Source organism: Dehalococcoidia bacterium (assembly GCA_022451965.1).
Taxonomy (GTDB): domain Bacteria; phylum Chloroflexota; class Dehalococcoidia; order Lucifugimonadales; family Lucifugimonadaceae; genus TMED-70.
Map to the genome: position 1 here is coordinate 127,253 of JAKUNJ010000005.1, position 25,627 is coordinate 152,879.

The 25,627-nt window shown below is 30.2% G+C and carries 25 protein-coding genes; 17 read left to right on the plus strand and 8 right to left on the minus strand.

Annotation, left to right across the window (positions count from 1 at the left end):
* On the plus strand, positions 1 to 438 hold the full coding sequence (locus MK083_03690; protein ID MCH2673555.1) for an SUF system NifU family Fe-S cluster assembly protein: 438 nt from the start codon (positions 1 to 3) through the stop codon (positions 436 to 438).
* On the opposite strand, the gene MK083_03695 is transcribed toward MK083_03690, so the two are convergent.
* Positions 435 to 1,349 (minus strand): GDP-mannose 4,6-dehydratase, encoded by a 915-nt coding sequence (locus tag MK083_03695; protein MCH2673556.1) that lies wholly within the window; start codon positions 1,347 to 1,349, stop codon positions 435 to 437. The genes MK083_03690 and MK083_03695 overlap by 4 nt on opposite strands.
* Before the next feature lie 9 nt (positions 1,350 to 1,358).
* Positions 1,359 to 2,240, minus strand: a complete 882-nt coding sequence (locus MK083_03700) for a hypothetical protein (GenBank protein ID MCH2673557.1) — start codon at positions 2,238 to 2,240, stop codon at positions 1,359 to 1,361.
* Positions 2,241 to 2,338: 98 nt separating this feature from the next.
* On the opposite strand from MK083_03700, the gene rlmB reads away from it, so the two are divergent.
* The 5 genes from rlmB to MK083_03725 are packed head-to-tail and all read left to right on the plus strand — an operon-like array spanning position 2,339 to position 7,201.
* Entirely contained in the window at positions 2,339 to 3,112 is a 774-nt protein-coding gene (gene rlmB / locus MK083_03705; protein ID MCH2673558.1) for a 23S rRNA (guanosine(2251)-2'-O)-methyltransferase RlmB, read from the plus strand.
* Positions 3,105 to 4,508 carry an MFS transporter gene (locus MK083_03710; GenBank protein ID MCH2673559.1) on the plus strand — a complete coding sequence of 468 codons (1,404 nt, stop codon included), beginning with the start codon at positions 3,105 to 3,107 and terminating at the stop codon, positions 4,506 to 4,508. The genes rlmB and MK083_03710 overlap by 8 nt, the downstream gene beginning before the upstream one ends.
* Positions 4,509 to 4,520: 12 nt before the next feature.
* Complete coding sequence (locus MK083_03715) at positions 4,521 to 5,264, plus strand: SDR family oxidoreductase (protein MCH2673560.1); 744 nt, start codon at positions 4,521 to 4,523, stop codon at positions 5,262 to 5,264.
* A gap of 43 nt (positions 5,265 to 5,307) precedes the next feature.
* Positions 5,308 to 6,006 (plus strand): antibiotic biosynthesis monooxygenase, encoded by a 699-nt coding sequence (locus MK083_03720; GenBank protein MCH2673561.1) that lies wholly within the window; start codon positions 5,308 to 5,310, stop codon positions 6,004 to 6,006.
* A gap of 13 nt (positions 6,007 to 6,019) precedes the next feature.
* Complete coding sequence (locus MK083_03725; protein ID MCH2673562.1) at positions 6,020 to 7,201, plus strand: mandelate racemase/muconate lactonizing enzyme family protein; 1,182 nt, start codon at positions 6,020 to 6,022, stop codon at positions 7,199 to 7,201.
* On the opposite strand, the gene MK083_03730 is transcribed toward MK083_03725, so the two are convergent.
* Positions 7,202 to 7,894 (minus strand): hypothetical protein, encoded by a 693-nt coding sequence (locus MK083_03730; protein MCH2673563.1) that lies wholly within the window; start codon positions 7,892 to 7,894, stop codon positions 7,202 to 7,204.
* Positions 7,895 to 7,987: 93 nt separating this feature from the next.
* Here MK083_03730 and MK083_03735 point away from each other — a divergent pair, with 93 nt between their 5' ends.
* Both MK083_03735 and MK083_03740 read left to right on the plus strand, forming a co-directional pair.
* Positions 7,988 to 8,659: an NYN domain-containing protein gene (locus MK083_03735; GenBank protein MCH2673564.1), complete on the plus strand. Its 672-nt coding sequence runs from the start codon at positions 7,988 to 7,990 to the stop codon at positions 8,657 to 8,659.
* A 90-nt stretch (positions 8,660 to 8,749) separates the two neighbouring features.
* A complete protein-coding gene (locus MK083_03740; GenBank protein ID MCH2673565.1) occupies positions 8,750 to 9,907 on the plus strand; it encodes an MFS transporter in 1,158 nt (385 codons plus the stop codon).
* On the opposite strand, the gene MK083_03745 is transcribed toward MK083_03740, so the two are convergent.
* Positions 9,888 to 10,856, minus strand: a complete 969-nt coding sequence (locus MK083_03745; GenBank protein ID MCH2673566.1) for a DPP IV N-terminal domain-containing protein — start codon at positions 10,854 to 10,856, stop codon at positions 9,888 to 9,890. The genes MK083_03740 and MK083_03745 overlap by 20 nt on opposite strands.
* Before the next feature lie 146 nt (positions 10,857 to 11,002).
* Between MK083_03745 and MK083_03750 the strand changes: the two genes are divergently transcribed.
* A complete protein-coding gene (locus tag MK083_03750) occupies positions 11,003 to 12,178 on the plus strand; it encodes an LLM class flavin-dependent oxidoreductase (protein MCH2673567.1) in 1,176 nt (391 codons plus the stop codon).
* Position 12,179: 1 nt separating this feature from the next.
* Positions 12,180 to 13,541 (plus strand): M20/M25/M40 family metallo-hydrolase, encoded by a 1,362-nt coding sequence (locus MK083_03755; GenBank protein MCH2673568.1) that lies wholly within the window; start codon positions 12,180 to 12,182, stop codon positions 13,539 to 13,541.
* On the opposite strand, the gene ilvD is transcribed toward MK083_03755, so the two are convergent.
* Positions 13,534 to 15,234, minus strand: a complete 1,701-nt coding sequence (gene ilvD / locus MK083_03760) for a dihydroxy-acid dehydratase (protein MCH2673569.1) — start codon at positions 15,232 to 15,234, stop codon at positions 13,534 to 13,536. The two genes, MK083_03755 and ilvD, sit on opposite strands and share 8 nt — an antisense overlap.
* Positions 15,235 to 15,352: 118 nt before the next feature.
* Here ilvD and MK083_03765 point away from each other — a divergent pair, with 118 nt between their 5' ends.
* Complete coding sequence (locus tag MK083_03765; protein ID MCH2673570.1) at positions 15,353 to 17,863, plus strand: M1 family metallopeptidase; 2,511 nt, start codon at positions 15,353 to 15,355, stop codon at positions 17,861 to 17,863.
* Here MK083_03765 and MK083_03770 read toward each other — a convergent pair.
* A complete protein-coding gene (locus MK083_03770) occupies positions 17,860 to 18,714 on the minus strand; it encodes a PAC2 family protein (GenBank protein MCH2673571.1) in 855 nt (284 codons plus the stop codon). The two genes, MK083_03765 and MK083_03770, sit on opposite strands and share 4 nt — an antisense overlap.
* Before the next feature lie 319 nt (positions 18,715 to 19,033).
* Here MK083_03770 and MK083_03775 point away from each other — a divergent pair, with 319 nt between their 5' ends.
* Positions 19,034 to 19,504 (plus strand): NUDIX domain-containing protein, encoded by a 471-nt coding sequence (locus MK083_03775; protein MCH2673572.1) that lies wholly within the window; start codon positions 19,034 to 19,036, stop codon positions 19,502 to 19,504.
* Between the two features lie 10 nt (positions 19,505 to 19,514).
* Positions 19,515 to 19,832, plus strand: coding sequence for a hypothetical protein (locus MK083_03780; GenBank protein MCH2673573.1), 318 nt, complete (start codon positions 19,515 to 19,517; stop codon positions 19,830 to 19,832).
* Between the two features lie 55 nt (positions 19,833 to 19,887).
* On the opposite strand, the gene MK083_03785 is transcribed toward MK083_03780, so the two are convergent.
* Together MK083_03785 and MK083_03790 are read right to left on the minus strand one after the other, a co-directional pair.
* Positions 19,888 to 20,781 (minus strand): 2-hydroxy-3-oxopropionate reductase, encoded by an 894-nt coding sequence (locus tag MK083_03785; protein ID MCH2673574.1) that lies wholly within the window; start codon positions 20,779 to 20,781, stop codon positions 19,888 to 19,890.
* Between the two features lie 30 nt (positions 20,782 to 20,811).
* Positions 20,812 to 21,549, minus strand: coding sequence for an FAD-binding oxidoreductase (locus MK083_03790; protein MCH2673575.1), 738 nt, complete (start codon positions 21,547 to 21,549; stop codon positions 20,812 to 20,814).
* 193 nt (positions 21,550 to 21,742) lie between these two features.
* Between MK083_03790 and pyrR the strand changes: the two genes are divergently transcribed.
* The 4 genes from pyrR to carA are packed head-to-tail and all read left to right on the plus strand — an operon-like array spanning position 21,743 to position 25,627.
* Positions 21,743 to 22,291, plus strand: a complete 549-nt coding sequence (gene pyrR / locus MK083_03795) for a bifunctional pyr operon transcriptional regulator/uracil phosphoribosyltransferase PyrR (protein ID MCH2673576.1) — start codon at positions 21,743 to 21,745, stop codon at positions 22,289 to 22,291.
* A gap of 3 nt (positions 22,292 to 22,294) precedes the next feature.
* Positions 22,295 to 23,227 carry an aspartate carbamoyltransferase catalytic subunit gene (locus MK083_03800; GenBank protein MCH2673577.1) on the plus strand — a complete coding sequence of 311 codons (933 nt, stop codon included), beginning with the start codon at positions 22,295 to 22,297 and terminating at the stop codon, positions 23,225 to 23,227.
* Positions 23,224 to 24,546, plus strand: coding sequence for a dihydroorotase (locus tag MK083_03805; GenBank protein MCH2673578.1), 1,323 nt, complete (start codon positions 23,224 to 23,226; stop codon positions 24,544 to 24,546). The genes MK083_03800 and MK083_03805 overlap by 4 nt, the downstream gene beginning before the upstream one ends.
* A complete protein-coding gene (gene carA, locus MK083_03810) occupies positions 24,539 to 25,627 on the plus strand; it encodes a glutamine-hydrolyzing carbamoyl-phosphate synthase small subunit (protein ID MCH2673579.1) in 1,089 nt (362 codons plus the stop codon). The genes MK083_03805 and carA overlap by 8 nt, the downstream gene beginning before the upstream one ends.

A 25,627-nucleotide genomic window follows, 5' to 3' on the forward strand; every position in this document is an offset into this window, starting at 1 on the left:
ATGGTTAGCCATGATTTAAATGATATGTATGAAGAAATAGTTATGGATCACTATCATAATCCTAGAAACACAGATGCATTACCTGAACCAGATTTTGAAGTAGAAAAAAATAATCCATTTTGTGGAGATGAAATTAAAATTCAAATTTCTCTAGACAAAGATAATAAAACATCCGTTTGTGTAAGTGGAAGAGGATGTGCAATTTCCCAAGCATCAGGTTCATTAATGGCCGAACAAATAAATTCAATTCCATATTCTGAGCTTCAAGAAAATGTAGATTTATTTAGAAAGCTTATCAAGAGTGAAACCTTATCTGAAGAAGAGTTAGATAGGTTAGGAGATATATCTGCTTTGTCAGGTGTTAAGAAATTTCCTGTTAGAATAAAATGCGCTATGCTTTCCTGGGTAGCACTAGAAGAAATTCTTAGAAAGAATTAAGAATTTACAGTTTTTAATAATCCTTCATCAATACTTGTAAAATTAAGATTTGGGATGAGATTTATTATTTTAGAATTATCAAGATAAATATTGTTTATTTCACCTTTTATATTTGGTAAATATTTTGGATTTTTTTTATATTGTAATATCTCTTTTAATTTCAAGAATATATCAATTATTTTAGTTTCTAAATTAGAAGAAATATTATATGTTCCTTCATATTTTCTTGAGCAAATTTCGTAGATTATTTTTACAATATCCTTAATATAAATGTAATCTCTAGTTGATGAACCATTTCCATAAATTGAGATATCTTCATTTCTTTTCATTAAGTTTATATATTTAGGTATAACATTTAAGTTTTTTTGATTTGGACCATATATATTTGATGGTCTAATTATAGAAAATTTATTTTCCTCATTTTTGAGATACTTAATAGTTAATTTTTCTGCTTCCATTTTTGAAATTCCATATGGAGAAATAGGATTAAGCAAATGGTTTTCATCTACTGGTAAATAATTTGGGGTTCCATAGACTGCACCCCCTGATGAAATTAATACAAAGAAACAGTCTCTTAAGTTTTGGATTGATTTAATAATATTCTCAGTTCCATCTATATTGGTTAAGTTATTATTTTGGGGATTCTTTATTGAATCTAATACGCTTGTTTGAGCTGCTGTATGAATTACTAAATCAGGTTTGAAATTTTCAATTATATTTGGAATTTTATTATCATTAATATCCAACTCAAATAAATTTATTGATTTATCATAATTAATATCATTAACTTTATGTACATTGGATGAAAGATTATCAATAATCATAATGTTATTTTCAGAATAAAATTTCTGAACTAAGGAAAAGCCTAAAAATCCTAAGCCACCTGTAATTATTATATTTTTATTTTGCAAAATATGATCCTAAGCGTATTCAACAACATTATTAATATTATGATCTTTTGTAATTAAGTTTGAATAATGAAATACTTCTAATGCCTTTTCGTATTCTTTATTTGATACTTCTATACTTGATTCCCAAGTTTTTAAGTTTTGATAATCATTTATAGCACCTGAAATAGCTTCTATAGAAAAATCAGGGAAATATCTTTTAACTGTTTCTGCAACCTCATTTGGTTTAGTTGAATTTACCCATTTTTTTGATTTTTCAAATGCTTGAGAAAATTTTTTCCCCTCAGTACTATTAATCCATTTCTTTTCTGCACATAAACTAGAAAAAGCAACAGGACCTATCAATTCTCCAATCGAAGCTACTATTTTACCTTGATTTTCTATAGATAGTTGATGGGGATAAGCTCCTTGTTCATGAAAAAAACTATTATCACTTTTTAAGTATTCACTTATCATTTCTGGAGTAGAAAGAACTTTATTATTAAGAATTTTTATTTTATCTAAATTAATATTTCTTTTAGCTAATGCAAATGACAACATAGCTTGGGGTTGCCCACCTCTAACATAATAAAAATTATTTTCGTATAAATTTCTCCAATCAAAAGTATTTTGATTTTTAGAAATTATGAAAAAGCCATCCCTTGAGTTTATTAACGCAAAATGTTTTATTGATATATCTGTTTTATTTTCAAAATAATTCCAACTGGCTGATACTGCTGATTGAGCTACATCTATTTCATTCGATTTGATCTTATCGTATACATTAATATTTGCTTCAGGAATATGATAAACTCCCTTTAGACCTTGATCTTCTAAAAAACCTCCATCCACAAGAGCTAAAAGTGGTGTATAAAAAACAGCATGTCTAGATGCAGTTATATTTATTGTTTTCATAATAATTCCTTTTTCTTATGAATTTATAAAAATAAATGTATATTTTTGAGAACATTTTATAATAGAATTCAGTTTATAATTCATTCGAAAAGGCTAATTTGTCACGATATTCAAGAAACAAAAGCAGTCTAAGACAAATAGAAGGAAGGCATGCTGTAATTGAAGCTTTATTATCTAATAAAAAAGTTTCATTTATTGATCTTTCTGACTCAAATGATCAGAGTAAACAAATAGAAAAGATTCTTTATTTGGCAAAAGAAAAGAATATAAAGATAAATTTCTTATCTAAAAAAACTCTTGAAAAAAAATCATCTACCAAAAAATCTCAAGGAGTTATTTTATATTTAGATGATAACTTTCAATCCTCAATAGAAGATATGATTTTTTTTGCTGACAAGAAAAATGAAGCACCATTAATTATTTTTCTTGACAGAATTCAAGATCCTCATAATCTCGGAGCAATTGCAAGGACAGCGGAAGTTTTTGGAGCTCATGGTTTAGTAGTTCCTTCCAAAGAGTCTGCAAAGATATCTCCTGGCGCAATAAGGGCATCAGCAGGAGCTTTAGAACACGTTCAATTTACAATAGTTAATTCAATTCAGAATACTCTAAAATATCTAAAAAAAATGAATTTTCAGATTTTTTCTTTAGATATGAAAGGAGAAAATATTTCAGAATTAAATGTTGATAAAAAACTACCAATTGCTCTTGTAGTAGGTTCAGAGCATAAAGGTGTATCTAGAGAAATTCTAAGTATTTCAGATAAAGTCTTGTCTATTCCAATGAAAGGAGAAATATCTTCTCTGAATGTTTCTGTAGCAACTGGAATAACGTTATATTCTTTATTTTCAAAGAAAGATTTCAATGGATAAAAAATTATTTCTTCTTATTTTTCCTGTAGTTTTTACAGCTAATATTTTTCTATTAGATTTTAATACTACAATAATAGCAATCCCTTCAATTACAGATGAATTTGATCTATCTCTCAAAGTTGCTTCTTGGATAATACTTTCTGCCTCAATAATCTCGACTGCTTTATTGATGCCGATAGGAAGATTTGCTGACTTTATCAGTAGGAAACTATTTTATATATTTGCTTTGATTATTTCTCTAGTTGGTATATTTTCAGCCAGCTATGCATCTGATATTTATATCCTAATTTTATGTAAAAGTATCTCAGCTATAGGTACTACCGGTACATCTATTATGATGTTTGTGATTGTGACAGAAAATTTCCCAAAAAAATATCAAGGATTAGGATTGAGTTTTATTACTACCTCAGTTGCTTTAGGAATGATGATAACTCCATTTATTGCAGGAATTCTTTTAGACAACTACGGTTGGAGATTCGCATTTAGATTGATTGGATTTATAGGTATTTTTACTGTATTTATGGCATTACTTTTTGTGCCAAAAATGAAAAAACCTAAAGTAGATATCAAATCATTAGATATATTAGGGATGATATTTTTCATGATGATAATGACATTATTTGTTTTTATAATAAATGATCCTTTTTCTTTTGGATTTTTTTCAGTATTTCATATTATTGAAATAATTACTTTTTTAGGTTTGATTTTATTATTTTATATATATGAAAATAGGCACCCTAGACCCATATTAGATTTTAGTAATTATAAAAGTCCAGCTTATTTTTGGGGTTCTATTTCAAGGATGTTTGGTTTTATTGGATTTTCTATATTGATGTTCCTAAATCCTATCTTTTTACAAAAAGTGATTGGCCTAAGTGAAACTTCTGTAGGTATAACTTTATTATATTCTGGAACAGGAACAGTTATTGCATCAGCTATATCAGGAAGATTGTCAGATAAATTTGGGCATAAAATTTTTACAATATCAGGAATGATTTTTTCAGCTTCTGCAAACTTATCCTTATCATTTATTGTTTTTGATTTTAGCTTATTTATATTTACGATACTAATGGTAATTAATGGTATTGGTATAGGTATGTGGATGGCTCCAAATATGAGTGCTGTACTTAGTAGTGTTAGAGAAAATCAATATGGCTCAGTAAGCGCTTATCTAAATCTTATTAGAAATATCGGAACTACATTTGGTCAAAGTTTAGCTGCTTCAATTATAATTATTTATTTAGCTTCTAGTTCAGTATCAATTCAACTTAGTGATATAAATCCAGAATCTTCTGATGAAATATTAAGTTTATTTAGAAATGGTTGGACAACAACTTTAATTATTTCTAGTATCATAGTTTTTATATCTGCTTTTGCTTCATATAAAACAAAATGAAAAGGATTAAATATGAGTAGTTTAGAAAATAAAGTAGCAATTGTTACTGGAGGTGGTACAGGAATAGGAAAAGCTATTGCAAAGCTATTCTCTTTCGAAAAAGCTAAAGTTATTATTGCTTCAAGAAATCAAGAAAATCTTATTAATGCTGTAAATGATATTAGGCAAACAGGGAATGAAATAATTGATTACTACAAGACTGATGTAACAAATACTGAAGATGTAGCCAATCTTTTTTCATTTACGTTTAATAAATATGGAGCTATTGATGTTTTAGTTAACAATAGTGGGGTAATGGATGGTAATCCTATTGATCAAGTTTCAGATGAGCAATGGGAAAATGTTATATCAGTTAACGTAACAGGAACCTTCAAGTGCACTAGGGAAGGATTTAAGTATATGAAATCTAGAGGAGGTAAGATTATAAATATTGGATCAATTGCTGGAGATTCTCCTAGAATGTTTTCATCTCCTTACACAACAAGTAAACATGCGATTAGAGGATTAACAAAATCTGCGGCACTTGATGGTAGGGAATATGGAATTTCGGTCAGTTGCTTAAATCCAGGAAATACAATGGTAGAAAGAAGGTCAGATGGTCGATCAGGGACTGGTAGAGATGAAGGTCCTGAAATATTGATTGATGCAAATGATATAGCAAGAACAGCACTACTGATGGCAACTCTGCCCGAAGGTACAAATATGCTTGATGCGACAGTTTTACCTGTAAAACAAGAATTTATTGGTAGAGGTTAGCAAATAAATTCGTATAATAATAAAAAAAATGAGAGGGGTCTATATGTATATTTTGATTGTAAGGCTTTCGGTAAAGGAAGATAAAATAGAGGAATTCATTAATGAATCTATTGGAGATGCCAAAGGTTCAGTGATAAATGAGCCTGGATGTAGAAGATTTGATATTATTCAAGATGCGTCTGATCCAACTAAATTTGCTTTTTGTGAAGTTTATGACGATGAAGAAGCTTTCAAAGCGCATACAACTTATGAACATTTTAAGGTTTGGGCTAAAAAAACTGAAGATGTATATTCTGCTGAAACTGAAGTCTCTTTTTGTAAACCTTTATACCCCAATAAGGATGTTATTTGGGATTCTCTCAGAGAAAATTATTCAGACCATGAATATTTTTCAAATTCATCTCTTATGGTTATTGCAGCACCACAATATGTTAAGGAAGAAAATATTAATCAATTTATTGACTCAATAACCCTTGATAGTATTGGATCTACAAATGAGGAACCTGGTTGCTTAAGATTTGATGTATATCAAAATATAAATGATCCTAGTGAAATATATCTTTATGAAGTTTATTCTAATGATGATGCATTTGAGTATCACAGAGGAACACCACATATAAAAAAATGGCAGGAGACAGTTAAGGATATGTATGACGAATCTAGAAAAGGTCAAAACGGAATAAGAGGAAAAAACATATGGCCTCCTGATAATTGGGAATGGAATTCTGGCCAACGAAAATAATATGGAGTGAAATATGAAAGTAACAGGAGTAAAGACATATGTTATTGAAAATGAGTCTGCGCCAAGATCAGGTGGGGGTGAAGAAACTGGTAATTGGTATGTAGGTGGAAAGTATTTTCTTATTCTTGAACTTTCTACAGATGAAGGAATTATTGGTTTAGGTGAAAAGCTAACTGGAAGTTCATTCACTGGCGATATGAGCTGGAAAGATTTTAGATCTCAAATACAATTGGTACACGAAACAGTGGAAGCATTTGTAATAGGTAAAAATCCTTTTGATATAGAAAAAATTTATTATGATATGTACGCTGGTAGGCACGATTATAGGCTACCTAGTTTACACTTTGGAATGGTTTTATCAGGAATAGAGATGGCATTGTGGGATATAGTTGGTAAAGCAACTAATCAACCCATTTATAATTTACTTGGTGGTAAATGTTGGGATAAATTAAGAGCTTATGCATATATGCCACCAATACCCGAAGGAGATCCAGATAATGCAGGGATAGTAGCTGAACAATTATTGAAAGATGGGAATACTGCCTGTAAATTTGATCCTTTCCACCCAATTACTGGTGTCCCAAGAGATATTAGCCTGAAAGAAATAACATATACAGAAAATATTTTTAAGAGTATTAGGTCTGCAGTAGGTAATGAATTAGAAGTAGGATTAGGCACTCATGGACAACTAACTACATATAGTGCGATAAGAGTTGCGAAAGCTATTGAGCCTTATCAACCTTTTTGGTTTGAAGAACCAGTTTCACCAGAAAATATAGACGAAATGGCTAGAGTAGCTGCTCATACAAGTATACCTATAGCAACAGGAGAAAGACTTGCAACTATTTTTCAATTTTCTGAATTATTAAAAAAGCAAGCTGCCCAAATAATTCAAATTGATATTGGACAGGCAGGAGGAATTTTAGTTGGTAAAAAAGTAGCAGCTATGGCTGAAGCAAACTATGCTGTTATTGCTCCTCATATGTACTGTGGTCCTGTTGCAGCAGCTGCAGCATTACAAGTAGCAACTTGTGCCCCTAATTTTATGATTGCAGAAGCAAATCAAGGTCCTCTTCATAAAAAAATATTTAAGGAACCAGTTGTATTTGAAAATGGTTTTATAGAAATTCCGAAAGGACCAGGACTAGGTGTTGAATTTGATCCTAAAGTTTTAGAAAAGCATATAGTTAGCTAATTAAAGTTCTATAGTATTAAAACTTGGTTTCCCCATAAGAGTATTATTATGCATTTTACCCCCAAAATTTGCGTCTGAAATCCACATTTTATTACCCTTGATAGACATTCCATGAGGGAAAGGATCATCTTCTTCTAGTTGGATTTCATTAATTACTGATCCATTGGTAATGTCATACTTAATAATTTTTTTTGTTGATGTATGAGCACACCATATTCCTTGATCTTGTCTAGCAAGTCCATGTAATCTTTCTTCTCTAACAAGAAATCTACCAAGAATCTTGTATGTTTCTGCGTCTACCTTATATATAGCCTTAGGATTGAAAGCAGTAATCCAAATTATTCCATCATCCCACTCTAGTCCATGTACACCTCCTCCATCAGGAGTTTCAAATTTATCAATATAATCCCCAGTATTAATATTAAGTTTATAAATCAGACCTTTATGTGTATCAGTTTTCTTGAATGGTCTAGCTTGGGTCTCTCCATTTGAAGCTGTCCAAATATATCCTCCTCCAACAGTTATACCTGACCCATTTTCAGTAATTGTGGATAATCTATTTAAGATTTTCCCTGATTCTTCTAGTAAATAAATGTCATCTAATTCTTGATCTATTACATACAATCCATCCTTAGTCCATTGAAGTCCATTAGGATGTTTACAAGGGGATTTAAATACTTCAGTGCTCAACATACCCATAACCTCGCTTTAGTTTATTCATGTGATTATATAAAAATAATGCAATAATTATACAAACAATAATTAATTTTTATAAAGTATTTAAAAATGTTTTCTTTTTTTAAAAAAAATAAAAAAGTAATGATCTTCATTGATGGATCAAATCTTTACCACGTACTCTTGAAGAATTGTGGTAGAAGTGATCTGAAATTTTATGATTTTGCAAAAAAGCTTACAGGTTCAAAAAGAAAATTAGAAAAAATATTTTATTACAACGTCAGACAAGAATTAGAAGGAAAAATTAAGATACCTGAGGAACAAAAAAAATTTCTAAACAGTCTTCGTAAAATTCCTAGATTTGAAGTCAAACTAGGTATCTGGAAAGAGCAAAATGGATCAATTGTAGAAAAAGGTGTTGATGTTATGCTAGCTACTGATCTTGTTTTACATGCAGTAAAGAATAATTTTGATAGTGCAATAATTGTCAGTGGTGATGGAGATTTTTTCCCCGCAATAGAAACCGTTAAAAAAGAAGGTAAAAAAGTAGAAGTTGCTGCTTTTGAGTCCAACATTTCTAAAGAAGCAAGTGAATCTGCAGATAAAGTCTTGAAACTACATAAGTCTTATTTTATGGGTCTTTGGATGCCCAAAAGAAAACCTAGAAATTCAACTTACAGTAAAAGAAAAACTTCAAAAAAAATAAATTCTTCTTTTTCTTCAAATAGAAGTAAATCTAATTCAATACAGAGAACTAATTCTTCAAGAAGGAAAATTTTGTAACGACATTATTCTATGTTATTCAATAAGTTAAGTAATCTAAATATACCTTCACAAATTGTATTCACTATCATCCCATTAGGATTAATAATTATGGGAGATAGTATTTTGTATATAATTCTTCCATCTAATTATGAATATTTTCAAATAAAAGAATTTTTGGGAATAGATGGAGGTTTTTGGGTTGGTTTTATATTATCAATAAATAGATTTATTAGATTTTTTTCTAATATTTTTTCTGTGAAAGTAATTAAATCATTAGGTTTTAAAAATACTATGTATTTTGCTTCAATCTTAGGAGCAGGATCAACATTTGGATATGCAGTTTTTAAGGGAGTTTTCTTAATTATAATCATGAGAATAATTTGGGGGATTTCATACTCATTATTCCGATTATGTTATCAATTGAAAATCTTTTCGTATGATTCATCAAATTTTGGTATAAATATTGGATTTTGCTTGAGTGTTCAAAGACTGGGTAGTTTTATAGCAGTCACTTTTGGGGTTTACTTAGCTACTGTATTTGGGCTTTTTAATATTCTTTTTCTGCTATCTATATTCTTAATACCAGCATTTATTATTATTACAAAAATCAAAGAAATAGATCTTGCTAGAGTTTCTGATAATAAATTACGCTGGAATTTATTATTTTTTGATTACTCTGATTTATTAAGAAGAAATATTTTACTTTTATCTTTTTTTAAGTTTTCATCATCTTTCACCTCCAATGGCTTAGCCATAGCTACAATTATCCCTTTCTTAATTAGTATTAATAAATCTTATTCTGTTGAATCTATTATTCTAATAGCTGGTCTAATTGTAGGATTCCGATGGATTGCTGATATTATCTCAGGAATAATATTTGGTTATTTATCGGATAAATTTGGAAGGAAAAAAAATATAATTACTAGCTCTATTATAATGATAGTTGCTATAATATTTTCCATCTCAGGTATAGAATTTTATCTAAGTATTTTTTGCATAGTAATGATGTTTTTTCTGAGTGTTTCACTTGAAACTTCACTAGATTCACAATTAGGTGATATTTCTCCAAATAAACAAAAATCAAGTATTCTTTCTAGGTACTCTACATGGCAAGATTTAGGAGCAGCATTTGGACCAATAATTGGATACACTATAGGAATATATTTAGGTGTTCAATACGGATATATATTTTCTTTAATTTTGATTTTTTTGTGCTTATATTTTTATACTCTTAAATTTAAGAGCTCTACCAATCTAATTGATTAAAATTTTCATTTGAGTTTAAGATTATATTTTGATTTGATCCATCTCCATTCATTTTATAAATATCTCCTCTTCCATATGCGTCAGAAGTAAAAATAATACTTTTATTTCTTTCAGACCAAGAAAGATTTTTTTCATTAACTTCATTATTAGTAAGTCTATTATTTTTACTATTTCTGATTTCATGTATATATATTTCATTATTTCCATTTGAGTCACTTATATATAAAATTTTATTTCCTCCGTAGGCCCATTTAGCCTCAATAATATTAATATCTTCTTTTGGATGTATTTTTTTTATATTTTCTTTACTCATTTCTGAATAATTTGTAAAGTTTTCTAAAATCTTATGGATATCTTGAAAAATATAAATACTTCTAATGTCATTATTAGTTTTAGAAAAAAGTATATACTCACCATTTGGACTCCAAACTGGATTTAAACCTTCTGATAGAAAAATTTCGTTTACTCCCCTTGGATTTGATATATAAATAGAATTTTCAATGGTATAAACAATCCATTTATTATTAGGCGACCAAGATCCTAAATTCGCTTTTTTATCTGCTCTTGTTATAGGCAAGAAAGTTTCTGATTCCAAGTTATAAAGATAAATATTACTATATTTTTTTTTACTTTCGAATTCTATTGCTATTTCTTTGGAATCTGGGGACCAGTCGTAATGTATAACATTACCAAAATTATTACTAATTAATCTTAAGTTTATTCCCTCATTATCACTTATCCATAAATTTTTAGTATTATTTTTCTCTGATATAAAACTAAAGTATTGTTTATTTGGGGACCATTTTGGATTATAAGAGTTAGTACTTAAGTTAGTTATATACTTAAATCCTGGATCTCTTTCTTTTTGAATAAGAACTATCCTAGAAATGCCTTCAATAACTTCTTCAGCTAATATGTGCTCATTTAGACTTGATCGACACGAAGTCAAAAAGATCAAACATAATAGAAATAATGTAATTATCTTAAATTTTATAATATGTTTTTTCATAAAAAGTTTTTTTTTGTAGTTTAACGATTATAATCAAAAATCAAATTTGATAGCATTTTATATAATTTACATAATAAGAGGATAAAATGAAATTTTCTTTTTTTTCAATGCCATTACATCTTCCTAACGAAAATCCATCATTGGCATTTAAACGAGATATGGATTTAATAAAATTAGCTGATGATTTAGGATACGATGGTTTTTTTGTTGGTGAACATCATACTGCAGCCTGGGAAAATATTCCATCTCCTGAAATATTTTTATCAAAAGCCTCAGCATATGCTAAAAGAATGCAATTAGGATCATCTTTGGTAAGCTTACCTTTTCATCATCCATTTAACGTTGCTGAAAGATTTGCGTTTTTAGATCATTTGACCGAAGGAAGAGCGGTGCTAGGAGTTGGTCCTTGTAGTTTACCTCCGGATGTAAAATTATATAATATTCCTCCTCAAGACTTAAATCCGATGATGAGAGAGTCACTAGAAATTATAGATTTATTATTAAGGTCTGACGAACCAGTTAGCTATTCAGGGAAATTTTGGAATATAGAAGATATGTTTATACAATTAAAATCTTATCAGCAGCCTAGATTACCATTTGCTACAGCATCAGTAGGTTCTGAAAGATCTCTAGAATTTGCCTCAATGTACGATATGCATATATGGTCATTAGCCTTAGAAATTACTCCCCCCAAAGCAATTCATTGGTCAAAACAATGGAAGAAAGTTGAAGAATTTGCTAACAGATTAGGAACATCTCCGTCAAAAGAAGATTCGAGAGTGGTTACTTATGTTCATTTAGCTGAAACAACAAAGCAAGCATGGGATGAAGTTGAAAAAGCTATTGAAAGGGATATTCATGAATACTTTTATGTAATTGGAGGGCATGAAAGTTGGTTAATTGATCAGGATCAAGATCCTTATTCTCTTACTGCTAAAGAGATCGTAGAGTCTAGAAATTGGATAGTGGGAACTCCTGAAGATGCTATTAAGAAAATTAATGAAATGAATGAAAAAGCAGATGGATTAGGTGGATTAATGTTCACGACTCATGAATGGACTAATAAGAATGCAATAAATAATTCTTTAGAACTTTTTGCTAGGTATGTTATGCCTGAATTTAAGGGTCATTCAAAATCAATCAAAAAAGCTTGGGAGCTAACAAAGAATGATAGAAAAAATAATAAAATACCAAGTTTATCATCTAAAGATTCTACTCCAAACTTAAGAGAACATAAATCAAATCTTTTCATAAATAGATAAAATGATAACTGTTGAAAATCTATATTCTGAAATAGATAATAATTTAGATAGACTAATTTTACTGCATCAAAACTTAATAAAAATTCAATCTGTGAATTCAGGATATATGCCTACTGGAAATGAAACTGAAGTTGCTAATTTTTGTTCAAACTGGCTCAATGATTATGGTATAGACTCTACTATTCTTTCTAGAGATCCTAATAGAGGAAATCTAATTTCAGAATATCCTTATTCAAAAGGTAGTAAAAAACTTTTATTGATGTCTCATTCAGATGTTGTTCCAGTGGAAAATTATGATAAATGGGATAAAGATCCATTTAGTGCAGAACTTATCGAAGGAAAAATTTGGGGTAGAGGTTCATCAGATTGTAAAGGATTATTAGCTTCACAAATGATGGCACTTTCAATATTAGCGGAAAAGAAAATAAAACTTAATGAGAAGGTAACTTTAGTATGCGGATCTGACGAAGAGCATGGAGGAAGATATGGATTTGGCTGGTTAGTAGACAACCATCCAGAACAATTAAGATATGAGTACGCAGTAAACGAAGGTGGTGGATCTCCAGTTACTATAGGAAATAATTTATATTATTTATTAGGAACTGGTGAAAAGGGAAGACTTGAGATAAAAATCACTATTAAAGGTGAAAGCTCTCATGCTTCAGTGCCTTGGATGGGAACTAATGCAATGGGACCCACTGCTAATGCTATAACTGAAATATTAAATTACTCACCTGAACTCGATTGCTCTACTGATATATTCAATTATCTAAATTTATTTGGTATTGAGACGAAACCTTCTATAAATAATATTGACCTAATTATTTCTGAAGCTTATGAAAAAAATCCTAGTTTAGGATCTCTGCTAAAAGCTCTATCAAGAATGACTATTACTCCTACAATTATTAAGGGTGGAATTAAGTCTAACTCAGTGCCAGAAAGTATTGAAATGATTCTAGATGTGCGAACTCTTCCTAATCAAAATGATATTGATGTTTCAGTAGCACTTGATAATCTACTTAAGGATATTCCTAATCTTACATATGAAATAGATTATATGGCGAGACCCAATTCTTCCCCATTTGATACCGAACTTCTAGAAGCAATAAAAAAATCTCAAGCATTAAGTGTTGAAAGAGATGATATTCAGTGGATACCAGCTGTATCAAATGGCTTTACTGATTCAAGATTTACAAGAGATTTAGGGGTAATCACTTATGGCTTTAGAGGAACTCATCCTGATGATGATCCAAATACTGAGAATGTTCATGGTACTGATGAAAATTATGGAGTAAAATCGCTAGTTAGTTCTTCAAAAACAATGCTTGGAATCATTTGGGAATTATGCGATCCTGTTACATAGTTATTGCTCCTTTTGAAGCAGGTTGAACAAGTTTAATGTATTTACCTAGAGTGCCTCTATTATATAGCGGAGGTCTAGGCTTCCATTTAGAAAGTCTATTTTTTATTTCATTTTCATCTACCAATAAATTTAACTCAAATTTTTCTAGATTAATTTCTATAGAATCTCCATTCTTAACTGCTGCAATAGGACCTCCAATAGCAGCTTCAGGACCTAAATGGCCTATTATTGCACCTGTGGATCCTCCAGAAAATCTTCCATCTGTCACAAGATAAACACTTTCACTTAATCCTTGCCCGACAAGAGCACCTGTAATTGAAAGCATCTCTCTCATACCTGGGCCACCCTTTGGTCCCTCATATCTTATGATTACTACATCACCTGCAATTATTTCTCTTTTTCTAAGAGCTTCCATTGCTTGTTCTTCTTGATCAAAAACTTTGGCCGGTCCAGTAAATTTTTTACCAAAATCATGTCCTGCTACTTTTAGTACACAACCATCTGTAGCTAAATTGCCAAAAAGTGTAACTAAACCTCCTGTCTTAGAAATTGGATTGTCTACATGTCTTACAATATTGTTTTCAGATAAATTAGGATCGACATCCATAAGATTTTCTTTAATTGTTTTGCCTGTAACAGTAAGTTCGTCACCATGTAAAAGTCCTGCATCTAAAAGTCTTTTCATTACTAGTGGAACCCCACCTACTTTATCTAAATCAAACATTACGTATTTACCACCAGGTTTCATATCAGCTAGAAGAGGCGTTCTCATTGAGATTTCATGAATATCTTTTAGACTAAGTTTTACTCCAATTTCATTAGCTATAGCAGGTAAATGTAGAGCTGTATTAGTTGACCCCCCCATTGCCACAACTAAAGTAACTGCATTTTCAAAAGCTTTTTTGGTTAAGATATCTGATGGTCTTATATTTTTTCTAACTAGATTCATTACCGCTATTCCAGCTTCTTTAGAGGAATCTTTTTTTCTTTGATCAACTGCTGCTTCTGATGCTGACCCAGGTAGACTTAATCCAAGTGCTTCACCTATACTTGACATAGTATTTGCAGTGAACATTCCTCCGCATGAACCTGGACCAGGGCAGGCATTGATTTCAATTTCTTTTAGCTGTTCGTCATTAATTTCTCCAGATTGTCTTTTGCCTACAGCCTCAAAAGCACTGATTATAGTAAGATCTTCACCATTAAGGTGACCAGGTAAAATTGAACCACCATAAACAAAAACACTTGGTATATCTAATCTCGCCATTGCCATCATCGCACCCGGTAAGGATTTATCACAGCCTGCTATTGCTACTAGGCCATCATATCTCTCAGCAAAACATACGGTTTCAATAGAATCAGCAATTATTTCTCTTGATACTAATGAACCTTTCATACCTTCAGTTCCCATAGATATTGCATCTGAGACTGTTATTGTTCCAAACTCAAAAGGAGTACCCTTGGAGTTACTTATGCCAATTTTTACTTCTTCAGCTAGTGGTCTTATGCCAGAATTACAAGGTGTAACCTCATTATGAGTTGATGCCACGCCTATGAATGGTGCGTTTATATCATCATCTTTTAAACCCATGGCTCTCATCATTGATCTATGAGGTGCTCTTGCTACTCCTTCCGTTGTTTCCCAGCTTCTCCACTTTCCTAATTGTCTTTTTTCTTTTAATTTCTTTTTCATGTTCTCCTCGAGCATATGAATTAATGAATTTTCTGTTTATTATTTTAAGGTAGTATATGACCCTATTGAATCATAAAAATATACTATTTCATTATTTTATATATTATTGGAGAGTTTTATGAGTAAAGTTTTAGATAAAGAAAAATTTAGACTACCTAATTTAGCTAGACCTATAAGATATGAAATTCATCTATTGCCAAATTTAGAGAATCAAGTATTCAAAGGAACTGTAAATATTGAATTAAGTATTTTAGAGAATACATCATATATTTCACTAAATGTTGCTGATATAGAAATATTAGATATGTCTCTTGAAAAAGATTCCGAAAAGATTTCCAATTGGGAAATTGATGAGGACTATGAAATCCTAAAAATCAATTTCAAAGATATTATTCCTATAGGTAAGTATAACTTGTTTATAAAATATAATGGTATTTTGAATGATAAACTTAGAGGATTTTATCATTCTTCATTTACTGATGACAAAGGTCAAATCCAATCTATAGCTACAACTCAGTTTGAATCAACAGATGCAAGAAGGGCTTTTCCTTGTTTTGATGAACCAGATTATAAAGCAGTTTTTTCTGTCAAACTATCCGTTGAAAAGAATCAATTTTGTTTATCAAATGCTGAAATAAAGAATCAAAACGAAGATGAAAAAAATAATATTAAAATTGTAGAATTTGAAGATACAATTCCTATGTCTACTTATTTAGTAGCTTTTGTTGTGGGACCTTTTGAGGCTTCTAAAGCAGTGAACGTAGATGGAATTAACTTAAGAATTATTTATCCAAAAGGAAAAGGGCATTTATGTGATTTTGCTCTTGAATTAGGTGAATATGCATTGAGATATTTTTCAAACTACTACAAAATTCCTTATCCTGGAGATAAATTGGATATGGTTGCAATTCCTGATTTTGCTGCTGGTGCAATGGAAAATCTTGGCTGTATTACTTATAGAGAAGCTTTACTTTTAGTTGATAAAAAACAAGCCACATCAAATGAATTGATAAGAATTGCAGATGTCATTTGTCATGAAATAGCTCATATGTGGTTTGGAGATTTAGTCACAATGAAATGGTGGAATGGGATTTGGTTAAATGAAGCATTTGCAACATTTATGGCTACAAAAGCTGTAGCAGATTATAATGAGGATTGGGATAGATGGGCACAATTTTCATTAGAAAAATCTATGGCTATGGATATTGATTCACTAAGCACTACTAGAGCTATAGAATATCCAGTTATATCACCATCAGATGCAGATGGTATGTTTGACTTAATAACTTATGAGAAAGGTGGCTCTATTCTAAGAATGCTTGAACAATTTTTAGGAGAAGACACTTTTCGACAAGGAGTATCAGATTATCTAACAAAACATTCATTTTCTAACACTGAAACTGATGACCTTTGGAACGCATTAGAAGAATCCTCTAACCTTCCTGTAAAAAGCATGATGGATACTTGGATTTTTCAACCAGGTCATCCAGTTATTTCATATAATCTAAATGGAAAAAATATAGTCTTAAATCAGAGTGTATTTAAGTATTTAAATAATAGTGAATCTGAATTAATTTGGAGTGTTCCAATATTCATTAAGTATAAGAATAAAGATTCTATAGAATATGAAAAATATTTGCTAGAAAATGAAAAAAGTGAAATTAAATTAAAATCTCAAACTAAAGAAATTTTTCTAAATGCAAATGCTTATGGATTCTATAAAGTAAATAATAATTTTGAAAATAGTTTTAATGATATTGACGAATTTTCCTCTGAAGAAAAATATTCTATGATAGATGATTATTGGTCAATGGTACTCAATGGATCAAAAAATAAGGATGAATTCTTAAATTTTTCATCTATTTTTAAAAAAGAAACTGATCCTGACATTTTGACATTACTATACTCTTGTTTTTCGAGTATAAATAGGGTTACAGAAAATAAAACACATTTACAAAGTATAGTTAGACCTATTTTTGAGAATTCTTTTGAAGAGCTAGACAAAATAAAAAATAGATCAACTAGAGAAATTCAATCTTTAGCAACATCTCTTAGAGCCCTAAGTATACTTATCAATGATGATAGTAAAATATTGCTTTCTAAGCAAATATTTAAAGATTTTACAGAAAATAAATCTTTAAATTATGAACCAGATATAGTTTCTAGTGCGATTTCCATTACAGCTCATTTTGGAAATTCTGAAACTTTTAATAATTATTTAGAGCTGATGGAAAATGCCAAAACACCTCAAGATGAAGTTAGATTCCAAAGAGCATTAGTTATTTTCAGGGAAGAAACTCAAATTAAGAAGGTTCATCAGCTTATCTTAGAAGATAAAATTCGTACTCAAGATGCACCTTACTTGCTAGCTGGGGCACTAAATAATGAAAATAGTGGATGGTTGACATGGCAATTTATCATTAAAAATTGGGAAATCTTAACCAAAAAATTTCCAGAAAATTCAATTGTTAGGATGCTTTCAGGTATTAGGTCACTTAATCATAGAAAATATATGGATGAAATAAATAACTTTTTTAATCAAAAAGAAAGAATTTCTCAAGGTAAGCTACAACTAGAGCAACATTTAGAAAAACTTGAAATAAACGTGAATCTAAGAGAGAGAAACTAATTATCCTCTAAATCTTTTAGAAAATTTTCAATTTCTGGGGGTAAATCTAATTTGTCTTCTTGGTATTTATTTTCTTTTTCAAATTGTTTTATCATATCAGATACTTGATTATTATTTGCAAGATTTTTGTGTATGTCCTTGTACTGGCTTTCCCCTTTTTCTTTTTCAGGTAAATTGGTATCAAATTCATATATTTTTGATAAAATTTCTAGAAGTCTATAGGTAGCTAAAAAATCATCTTCAAGTTTTATGTAAAGTGGAATATGAACCATTAATGACAAGGTTTCAATTGATAATTTTTCATGTAAAAATTGGGAAAGTTGAGACGTCATACTTGTAGGGCCTTGGTAATTAGAACTAGATTTCAAAGATTCATCTAAGGGACTTGGAGGGATCCATCCTTTATAACTGCCCGTTACTGGTAATGGCTTAGTATGAGGCACTGAATCAAACATACCTCCTATAGAAATATATCTTTTACCGTCTAATTTTTTGATGAGATCAATTATTGCTTCATTAAAATCTTCAGCAAAAGAGTGGGGTTCTAACATATAAATCAAGAAAATATTTTTTTCTGAAGGTAATCTTTTACCAAATACAACAGAATTAGGAATTCTTATTTTCCGTTTACCATTATCATTTAGTATTTCTGGTCTATAACGAGTCATATCATAATATTTACTTGGCCTTCGTAATTTTCCTAACTCTTCTAAATCAAAAACTTTTACAAGTCTACTGATGGCGTTATGTCCAACATTTCCAACGTTTATCCAAGGCCTTAAAATAGTTATAAAATGACTATCTTTATAACTCGAAATCGGTATATTTAAATCAAATTCTTCTTTATTCAATATTTGAAATATCCTATGTTTATTAATAAATTCTACAATCTTATATTAATAAAATATATAAATAGACTAAATTTATTTAGATAAAAATACATTGAAATAATTGGTATTTCATTTTATTATTTAAATTAAGAAGTAATAATACTTCATTAAACTATTTATATGAAAGGAGGATATTTTAAATTGGATATTAATTATAAGCGGGGTGTCCTAATCTAAGGCGCCTAGAAGGTTAAGATACCTCCACTAAGGGTGAAATTATCCGGTAAGGAAAATCCTTACCCGATAATTTCACCCTTAGTTTACTTAAGAAGAGTTTTTTATGATCAAGCATTTCACAGCAACAGCTTTTGTTGTCCAAAATAATAAAATAGCCTTGCACTGGCACAGCAAAGTTTGTGAATGGCTACCTGCCGGAGGTCATGTCGAAAAAAATGAAAATCCTGTTCAAGCAGCCAAAAGAGAAGTAAAAGAAGAAATGGGAATTGACATTAGAATTATCTCTCGTTCTAAATATAATTTTTTTGAAATAGATAATATTCCTTCTCCTGAAGTAATATTATTAGAATCTGTATTTGATAAAAATATTGGTAAGCATCAACATATAGACTTTGTTTATTTTGCAGTTCCCATAGAAAATGCAGTCAAGTTAAGTAATCAATGGAAATGGTTAGATTCTAATGAACTGTTATCTCAAAATAAAATTACAAATTTTAATGGATTATCTAAATCTCCACCCGAAGATGTAATTAAGTTGGGGGTAGATGCAATAAAAAAGGTTCAAAATATATGAAAGGTTTAATATGTATCACATAAGAAGAGTATGGAAAATTAAAACAGGTCAGGCTCGAAGTGCAGCCAAATTAGTTAATGAAATAGCTAATGATTATTCAGATGCAGGTCAAAGAAATAAATCTTTAGTTTATTTTAATGGAGGGACATTACCATGTCCAAAAAATGAACTACATAGAGTTTATATGCAATGGACTGCTGATGTGATTGATTCTCCATACAGAGAAGGAAATAAAATCCCAACCTCAAGTGCTTATTCAAAATTGAATGAATTGGTAGATCATTCCGATGGACCTGGAACATGGGTAGAATTTTGGGAAGGAATCTAAGTCTAAAGGCAACTCTATGGCCTAAGTTGGCTTTCAGTAAAAATTTACCAAGTAACTAGTGTTTCTTAATTTCTACTCCTGCAAGTTGTTCTACATACTTAGCAATAGCAGAATGGTCACTTTTTCCTTCTCCTTGAATCATCAAGCTAGTCAGGACTTGTTGGAGATTTGATGTCACCTGTAGAGGAAGATTTAGATCTCTAGCAGCTTCCATAGCATTATTAATGTCTTTGTAATGTAGCTCAATTCTGAATCCAGGTTCAAAGTTTCTGTCAACCATCATAGGGGCTTTAGCATTTATCACGTTTGAGCCTGCTAAACCTCCAGCTATAGCTTTATAAACTGTTTCTGGGTTCACTCCTGATTTTGCAGCTAATGTTAGTGCTTCAGCTAATGCATGAATATTTGCTCCAACACATATTTGATTAGCTAATTTTGTAACTTGTCCTGCTCCATGCGCCCCACATAATATAGCTGATTTACCAAGGATATCAAATAATGGCTTAGCTTGTTCAAAATGCTCAGCTGATCCTCCAACCATAATTGCTAATTCTCCAGATATTGCAAAAGGCTCTCCACCAGATACAGGAGCATCTAAAAAGTTTACTCCATTATCATCACAAGCTTTTCCAATTCTTTGAGAAACTCCAGGTGCTATAGAGCTCATATCAACTACTAAATGGCCATTAGAGGCTCCTTCTATGACTCCCCCTTTTCCAGTAATAGCCGATTCGGCTTGAGGTCCATCTTGAACCATGGTAACTGTAATGTTTGCATTAGAAGAAGCTTCTGCTGCAGATTTGCATCCTGTTGCTCCTACTTTCTCAAGTTCTATAACTGGTTCTGGAAATAGGTCATAAACATAAAGTTCATAACCTCCTTCTATCAAGTTTTTTGCCATTGGTTTACCCATTATTCCTAAACCAACAAATGCTATCTTTTCTGCCATAATATAACTCCCTTTCTTTTGATAATTTTCCTAATCTTTCCAGAATCGTTCCTCTAAGAATGTAAATTCTGTGCCTTCTAATCTTTCCTTTACATCCTCAATCATTCCTGGATGACCGCAAGCATAAACAATGGTCTCATCAGCTTTTAGCCCCCATTCTTTTAATCTATCTTCAACAAGATTATTAATTCTTCCCTCTAATCCGGTCCATCCATTATTCCTATCTTCACCTGGTCGACTTACAGATGTTTCAAATAAAACATTATCATAATTAGAAGCAAAGTTACTTAATTCTTCATCATAACCAAATTCATCTAAATAAGAAGCTCCCTCTAAAACAAAAAAATTACTTTGTTTTTGAATTGGATCTAATAGATGTTTTCTCATCATACTCACATAAGGCGCGATTCCAGTAACTGTTCCTACCATTACATGGTTTTTAAAATCTGGTTTTAGCACAAATATTCCTTTTGCCCTTGGTCTCATAGTAACTGCATCCCCAACATTCAAATTATTTAAAAGTGGTGTTAAATTTCCATCTGGTGGTGGTACAAGTTCAACAAATAATTCAATCTGTTCTTCGTCAGGTGAAGAAGCTATGGAATATGCTCTTTCAATACCTCCAGATCCAATAGTACAATATTGACCAGGTTTGAAATCAAATTTTTCTTCAGGTTTCAACCACATTTTCCATAGATCTTCAGTTAGCTGTTCTCTTTTTGTGAGTTTAGCCCACATAAATTTACCTTTGACAACATTTAATGTCATTTATAAACCTCTCAATCGATTATACGTTTTAATTTATTATCTGATATTTAATATATATTGTTAGATTGAAAATAGACACTATTTGAGAATATATCAAAAGTTTATCTATTGTAATAATTAAATAAATTGATAAGATCATGGTTGATCAATTTTCTTTAATAGGGTTCAGAGAAACCTAAAGGAAGTAATACATTTGGATAATAACCTAGTTCAATATAATAAAGTTCTGTTCGACGAGAACGATATTAGGCGTGCTATAGCTCGTTTATCTCATGAAATTATAGAATCTAATCAAGGCATTAATGATTTGATCCTATTAGGTATAAGGACTAGAGGTGAACATATTGCAAAAAGAATATCAAATTCTATAAATTTATTCGAAAACACAAATATTGAATCTTTCAATATTGATATAAAAAATTTTAGAGATGATTTAAAAAATACTAAAAGAATTAGTGAATTATTTATTGATGCAACTGTTCATGAAAAAAATTTGGTACTCGTAGATGATGTCCTATATACGGGAAGAACAATTAGGGCTTCTCTTGAAGCAATTTTCTCTTTAGGTAGACCAAAAAGTATTAAATTAGCAGCTTTAGTTGATAGAGGGCATAGAGAGGTTCCAATAAGGCCAGACTTTGTTGGAAAAAATATTCCAACCTCAAACACTGAAAGAATTAAGGTATTCATGAAAGAGGAAGATGGAATAGACAAAATTGAATTGATTAGAGAAAAGCGATAAATAATGAATAATCTCAAAAAACATATTTTAGATATAGATCATTTAGATAGAGACTTCATATACAAAATACTTGAAAAAACAAAAAGCTTAAAACAAAATCAAACTAATAAAATCAACCTTTCAAATAAACATGTTTGTGCACTTTTCTATGAGGATTCTACAAGAACCAAGTTAAGTTTTGAGAAAGCATCCAATAATTTGAATGTTAAATTTCATGATTTAGAAGTATCAAAATCAAGTGTTAACAAGGGGGAATCTTTTTATAATACTCTCAAAACTATTGATTCTATAGGAATGGATTTGATAATAATTCGTCATCCATCATCTGGTGCAGCTATATTTGCTGCAAAACATACCAGCTCTTCAATCTTAAATGCTGGAGATGGTTCTCATGCTCATCCAACTCAAACTTTAACTGATCTTTTTACAATTTATGAAAAAAATATTGATTTTACAAATCTTGAAATTTCTATAGTTGGAGATTTTATATTTAGCAGAGTTGCTAGATCAACAATTATAGGTTTTGCAATTATGGGATCAAAAGTTAATATAATTGGGCCATCAGAACTTGTATCAAATGATATTATCGAAGCTTATATAAATTTACCAAATATTTCTAAAGATCAAATTTCAATAAGTGAAGATATTGAAAACTCCTTAAGTAATTCCGATATAGTAATGCCTCTTAGGATACAAAAAGAAAGATTCACCAGTAATTTTAATCTAAATTTTGAAACATATAAAAAACTATGGAAAATAGATGAAAAAATAATAAAAAATATAGATAAAAAAATCTTTATAATGCATCCTGGGCCAGTAAATGAAGAGACTGAAATTTCTCATAATATTGCTCATTCAGATAATTCATTAATAAATCAACAAGTTCAAAATGGAGTTTTCTTAAGACAAACAATTATCGGTGAGTTATTATCATGAAAAACCTAATAATTAAGAACGCTTATCTGATAGATCCATCTGAAAATTTAGATTTAGTATCAGATATATTAATATCCGATGGAAAAATTAAAAAAATTTCTAAAAAAATAGAAATTACTAATGAAGAAATTATCGATGCTAATAATAAAATTTTACTTCCTGGTCTAATTGATTTCCATGTTCATTACAGAGATCCAGGGGAAACTTATAAAGAAGATATTGAATCTGGGTCAAATGCTTCTGCCAAAGGAGGTTTTACAACTGTTGTTATGATGGCAAATACTGACCCTGCAATAGATTCGGTTGATAAAGTTATTGAACAAAGAAAAACAATTGAGAATTTCTCTAAAATTAGAGCCTTACAAACATCAGCCCTAACTTTATCAAGAAAAGGAAAAGACTTAGTTGATATTGATAAATTATCTCTTTCTGGAATTGTTGCTTTTAGTGATGATGGGGACGTAGTTGATGATAAAGACTTAATGGTAGAAGGGTTAAAAAAATCTAATGAAAAAAAATTCTTTGTACTTCAGCATGCAGAGGCAAAAGAATTAATTGATGATGGATCTGCAAATTCAGGACCTCCAGCTATTAGAATGGGATTAGCAGCAAGATCTAGACATGCTGAGATATCAATCATAAAAAGAGATATTCAGATAGCAAAAGAAAATAATTTAAAGTTATATTTTCAACATTTATCCACTAAAGAATCAGTTGATTTGATCAGAATTGCAAAAAAAGAAGGAGTTGAAATAATTAGTGAAGTCACTCCGCATCATCTTTTTCTAAACGAAAATTGGGTCTATGGGAAAAACGGTATAATTCCAGATTTTATAGATCTAGATTCTTATGATACTAACTTTAGAGTTAATCCTCCAATTAGGCAAGAAGAGGATAGACTAGCTTTATTGGAGGGTATTAAGGATGGAACCATAGATATTATCGCAACTGATCATGCTCCTCACTCAGATGGAGACAAATTAAATACATTTGATTCAGCTCCAGCTGGAATAAATGGTGCTGAAACTGCATTGCCTACACTGCTTACTATAGTTAATAAAGGAGAGTTACATCTCACTGACGTTATAAGAACTATGAGTAATAATCCTGCAAAAATCTTAAATAAATTGCTTGATGTAAATATAGGAAAATTAAAGAAAAATTTTCAAGCTGATTTTACATTAATTGATAATGATAAAAAAAATAAAATAACAGAAGATTTTTTTATTTCAAAAAGTAAAAATTCTCCACTTATTGGAAATGAAATGATTGGTCAGGTAAAAATGACCATATTAGGAGGTAAAATAGTCCATGGTTAAAAATATAAATTTAGTTCTACAAGACGGAACTTTTTATTCTGGAATTTCTTTTGGATTTCAAAAGGATGTATATGGAGAAGTTGTATTTAATACATCTATGACAGGATATCAAGAAATGCTAACGGATCCATCCTACAGGGGGCAAATATTAATACCTACTTACCCTTTGATCGGTAATTATGGAATAAGTTCTACTGATGTTGAATCTTCAAATATACAAGTTGAGGGATTTGTTGTACGACAATTTTGTGAAGAACCATCTCATAATAATTCAATCATGAATCTTGATGAATATCTGAAGATAAATAAAATTCCTGGAATATTTGGTCTAGATACTAGGTCAATAGTTAAAAAAATCAGAAATGCAGGTGTAATGATGGGATCAATTTCTTCTGGTAATAATATTGATGAAATTATAGCAAAAATAAATTCAATTGAATCCTATGATGATCAAAATTTTGTTTCTGAAGTATCAACTAAAAAAATAATATACCAACGAAATAATAACTCAAAATTTAATATAGCATTATTAGACTTAGGAGTTAAGAATAATATTATTAGGTTGCTAGAATCTAGAAATTGTTCTGTAAAGATTTTTCCCTACACATCAACTTCAAAAGATATTTTATCTAGTAATCCTGATGGAATTGTTTTATCACCTGGACCAGGTGATCCTAATAATCTTGAAAATATTTTACCTGGCATTAAGGAATTAATTGACTCCCAAATACCCATTTTAGGAATTTGTCTAGGGCATCAATTAATAGCTAAATCTTTGGGTGTAGAAACTTTCAAATTACCTTTTGGTCATAGGGGAGGGAATCAGCCTGTAAAAGATATCAAAAAAAATAGAGTTTATGTAACTGCTCAAAATCATGGATATGCTGTTTCTAATATAAAGAAACATAAAGATCTAGAAGTTACTCATATCAATATGAATGATGGGACAGTTTCAGGACTATCACATAAAAAATTGCCTGTGTTTTCAATTCAATATCATTCAGAAGCTTCTCCCGGGCCAAAAGATTCAGAATATATATTTGATGAATTTATAAAAAAAATAAATGATGAAAAGGAATAA

Excerpts from the sequence above, each read along its gene's own strand:
- MK083_03805 (MCH2673578.1), top strand. The coding sequence starts at position 23,224 with ATGAAAAACCTAATAATTAAGAACGCTTATCTGATAGATCCATCTGAA.
- MK083_03720 (MCH2673561.1), top strand. The coding sequence starts at position 5,308 with ATGTATATTTTGATTGTAAGGCTTTCGGTAAAGGAAGATAAAATAGAG.
- MK083_03700 (MCH2673557.1), bottom strand. The coding sequence starts at position 2,240 with ATGAAAACAATAAATATAACTGCATCTAGACATGCTGTTTTTTATACA.
- MK083_03725 (MCH2673562.1), top strand. The coding sequence starts at position 6,020 with ATGAAAGTAACAGGAGTAAAGACATATGTTATTGAAAATGAGTCTGCG.
- MK083_03765 (MCH2673570.1), top strand. The coding sequence starts at position 15,353 with ATGAGTAAAGTTTTAGATAAAGAAAAATTTAGACTACCTAATTTAGCT.
- MK083_03740 (MCH2673565.1), top strand. The coding sequence starts at position 8,750 with ATGGGAGATAGTATTTTGTATATAATTCTTCCATCTAATTATGAATAT.
- MK083_03735 (MCH2673564.1), top strand. The coding sequence starts at position 7,988 with ATGTTTTCTTTTTTTAAAAAAAATAAAAAAGTAATGATCTTCATTGAT.
- MK083_03755 (MCH2673568.1), top strand. The coding sequence starts at position 12,180 with ATGATAACTGTTGAAAATCTATATTCTGAAATAGATAATAATTTAGAT.
- MK083_03790 (MCH2673575.1), bottom strand. The coding sequence starts at position 21,549 with ATGACATTAAATGTTGTCAAAGGTAAATTTATGTGGGCTAAACTCACA.
- MK083_03715 (MCH2673560.1), top strand. The coding sequence starts at position 4,521 with ATGAGTAGTTTAGAAAATAAAGTAGCAATTGTTACTGGAGGTGGTACA.
- MK083_03690 (MCH2673555.1), top strand. The coding sequence starts at position 1 with ATGGTTAGCCATGATTTAAATGATATGTATGAAGAAATAGTTATGGAT.
- ilvD (MCH2673569.1), bottom strand. The coding sequence starts at position 15,234 with ATGAAAAAGAAATTAAAAGAAAAAAGACAATTAGGAAAGTGGAGAAGC.
- MK083_03800 (MCH2673577.1), top strand. The coding sequence starts at position 22,295 with ATGAATAATCTCAAAAAACATATTTTAGATATAGATCATTTAGATAGA.
- MK083_03785 (MCH2673574.1), bottom strand. The coding sequence starts at position 20,781 with ATGGCAGAAAAGATAGCATTTGTTGGTTTAGGAATAATGGGTAAACCA.
- MK083_03710 (MCH2673559.1), top strand. The coding sequence starts at position 3,105 with ATGGATAAAAAATTATTTCTTCTTATTTTTCCTGTAGTTTTTACAGCT.
- MK083_03780 (MCH2673573.1), top strand. The coding sequence starts at position 19,515 with ATGTATCACATAAGAAGAGTATGGAAAATTAAAACAGGTCAGGCTCGA.
- MK083_03750 (MCH2673567.1), top strand. The coding sequence starts at position 11,003 with ATGAAATTTTCTTTTTTTTCAATGCCATTACATCTTCCTAACGAAAAT.
- carA (MCH2673579.1), top strand. The coding sequence starts at position 24,539 with ATGGTTAAAAATATAAATTTAGTTCTACAAGACGGAACTTTTTATTCT.
- MK083_03730 (MCH2673563.1), bottom strand. The coding sequence starts at position 7,894 with ATGTTGAGCACTGAAGTATTTAAATCCCCTTGTAAACATCCTAATGGA.
- MK083_03775 (MCH2673572.1), top strand. The coding sequence starts at position 19,034 with ATGATCAAGCATTTCACAGCAACAGCTTTTGTTGTCCAAAATAATAAA.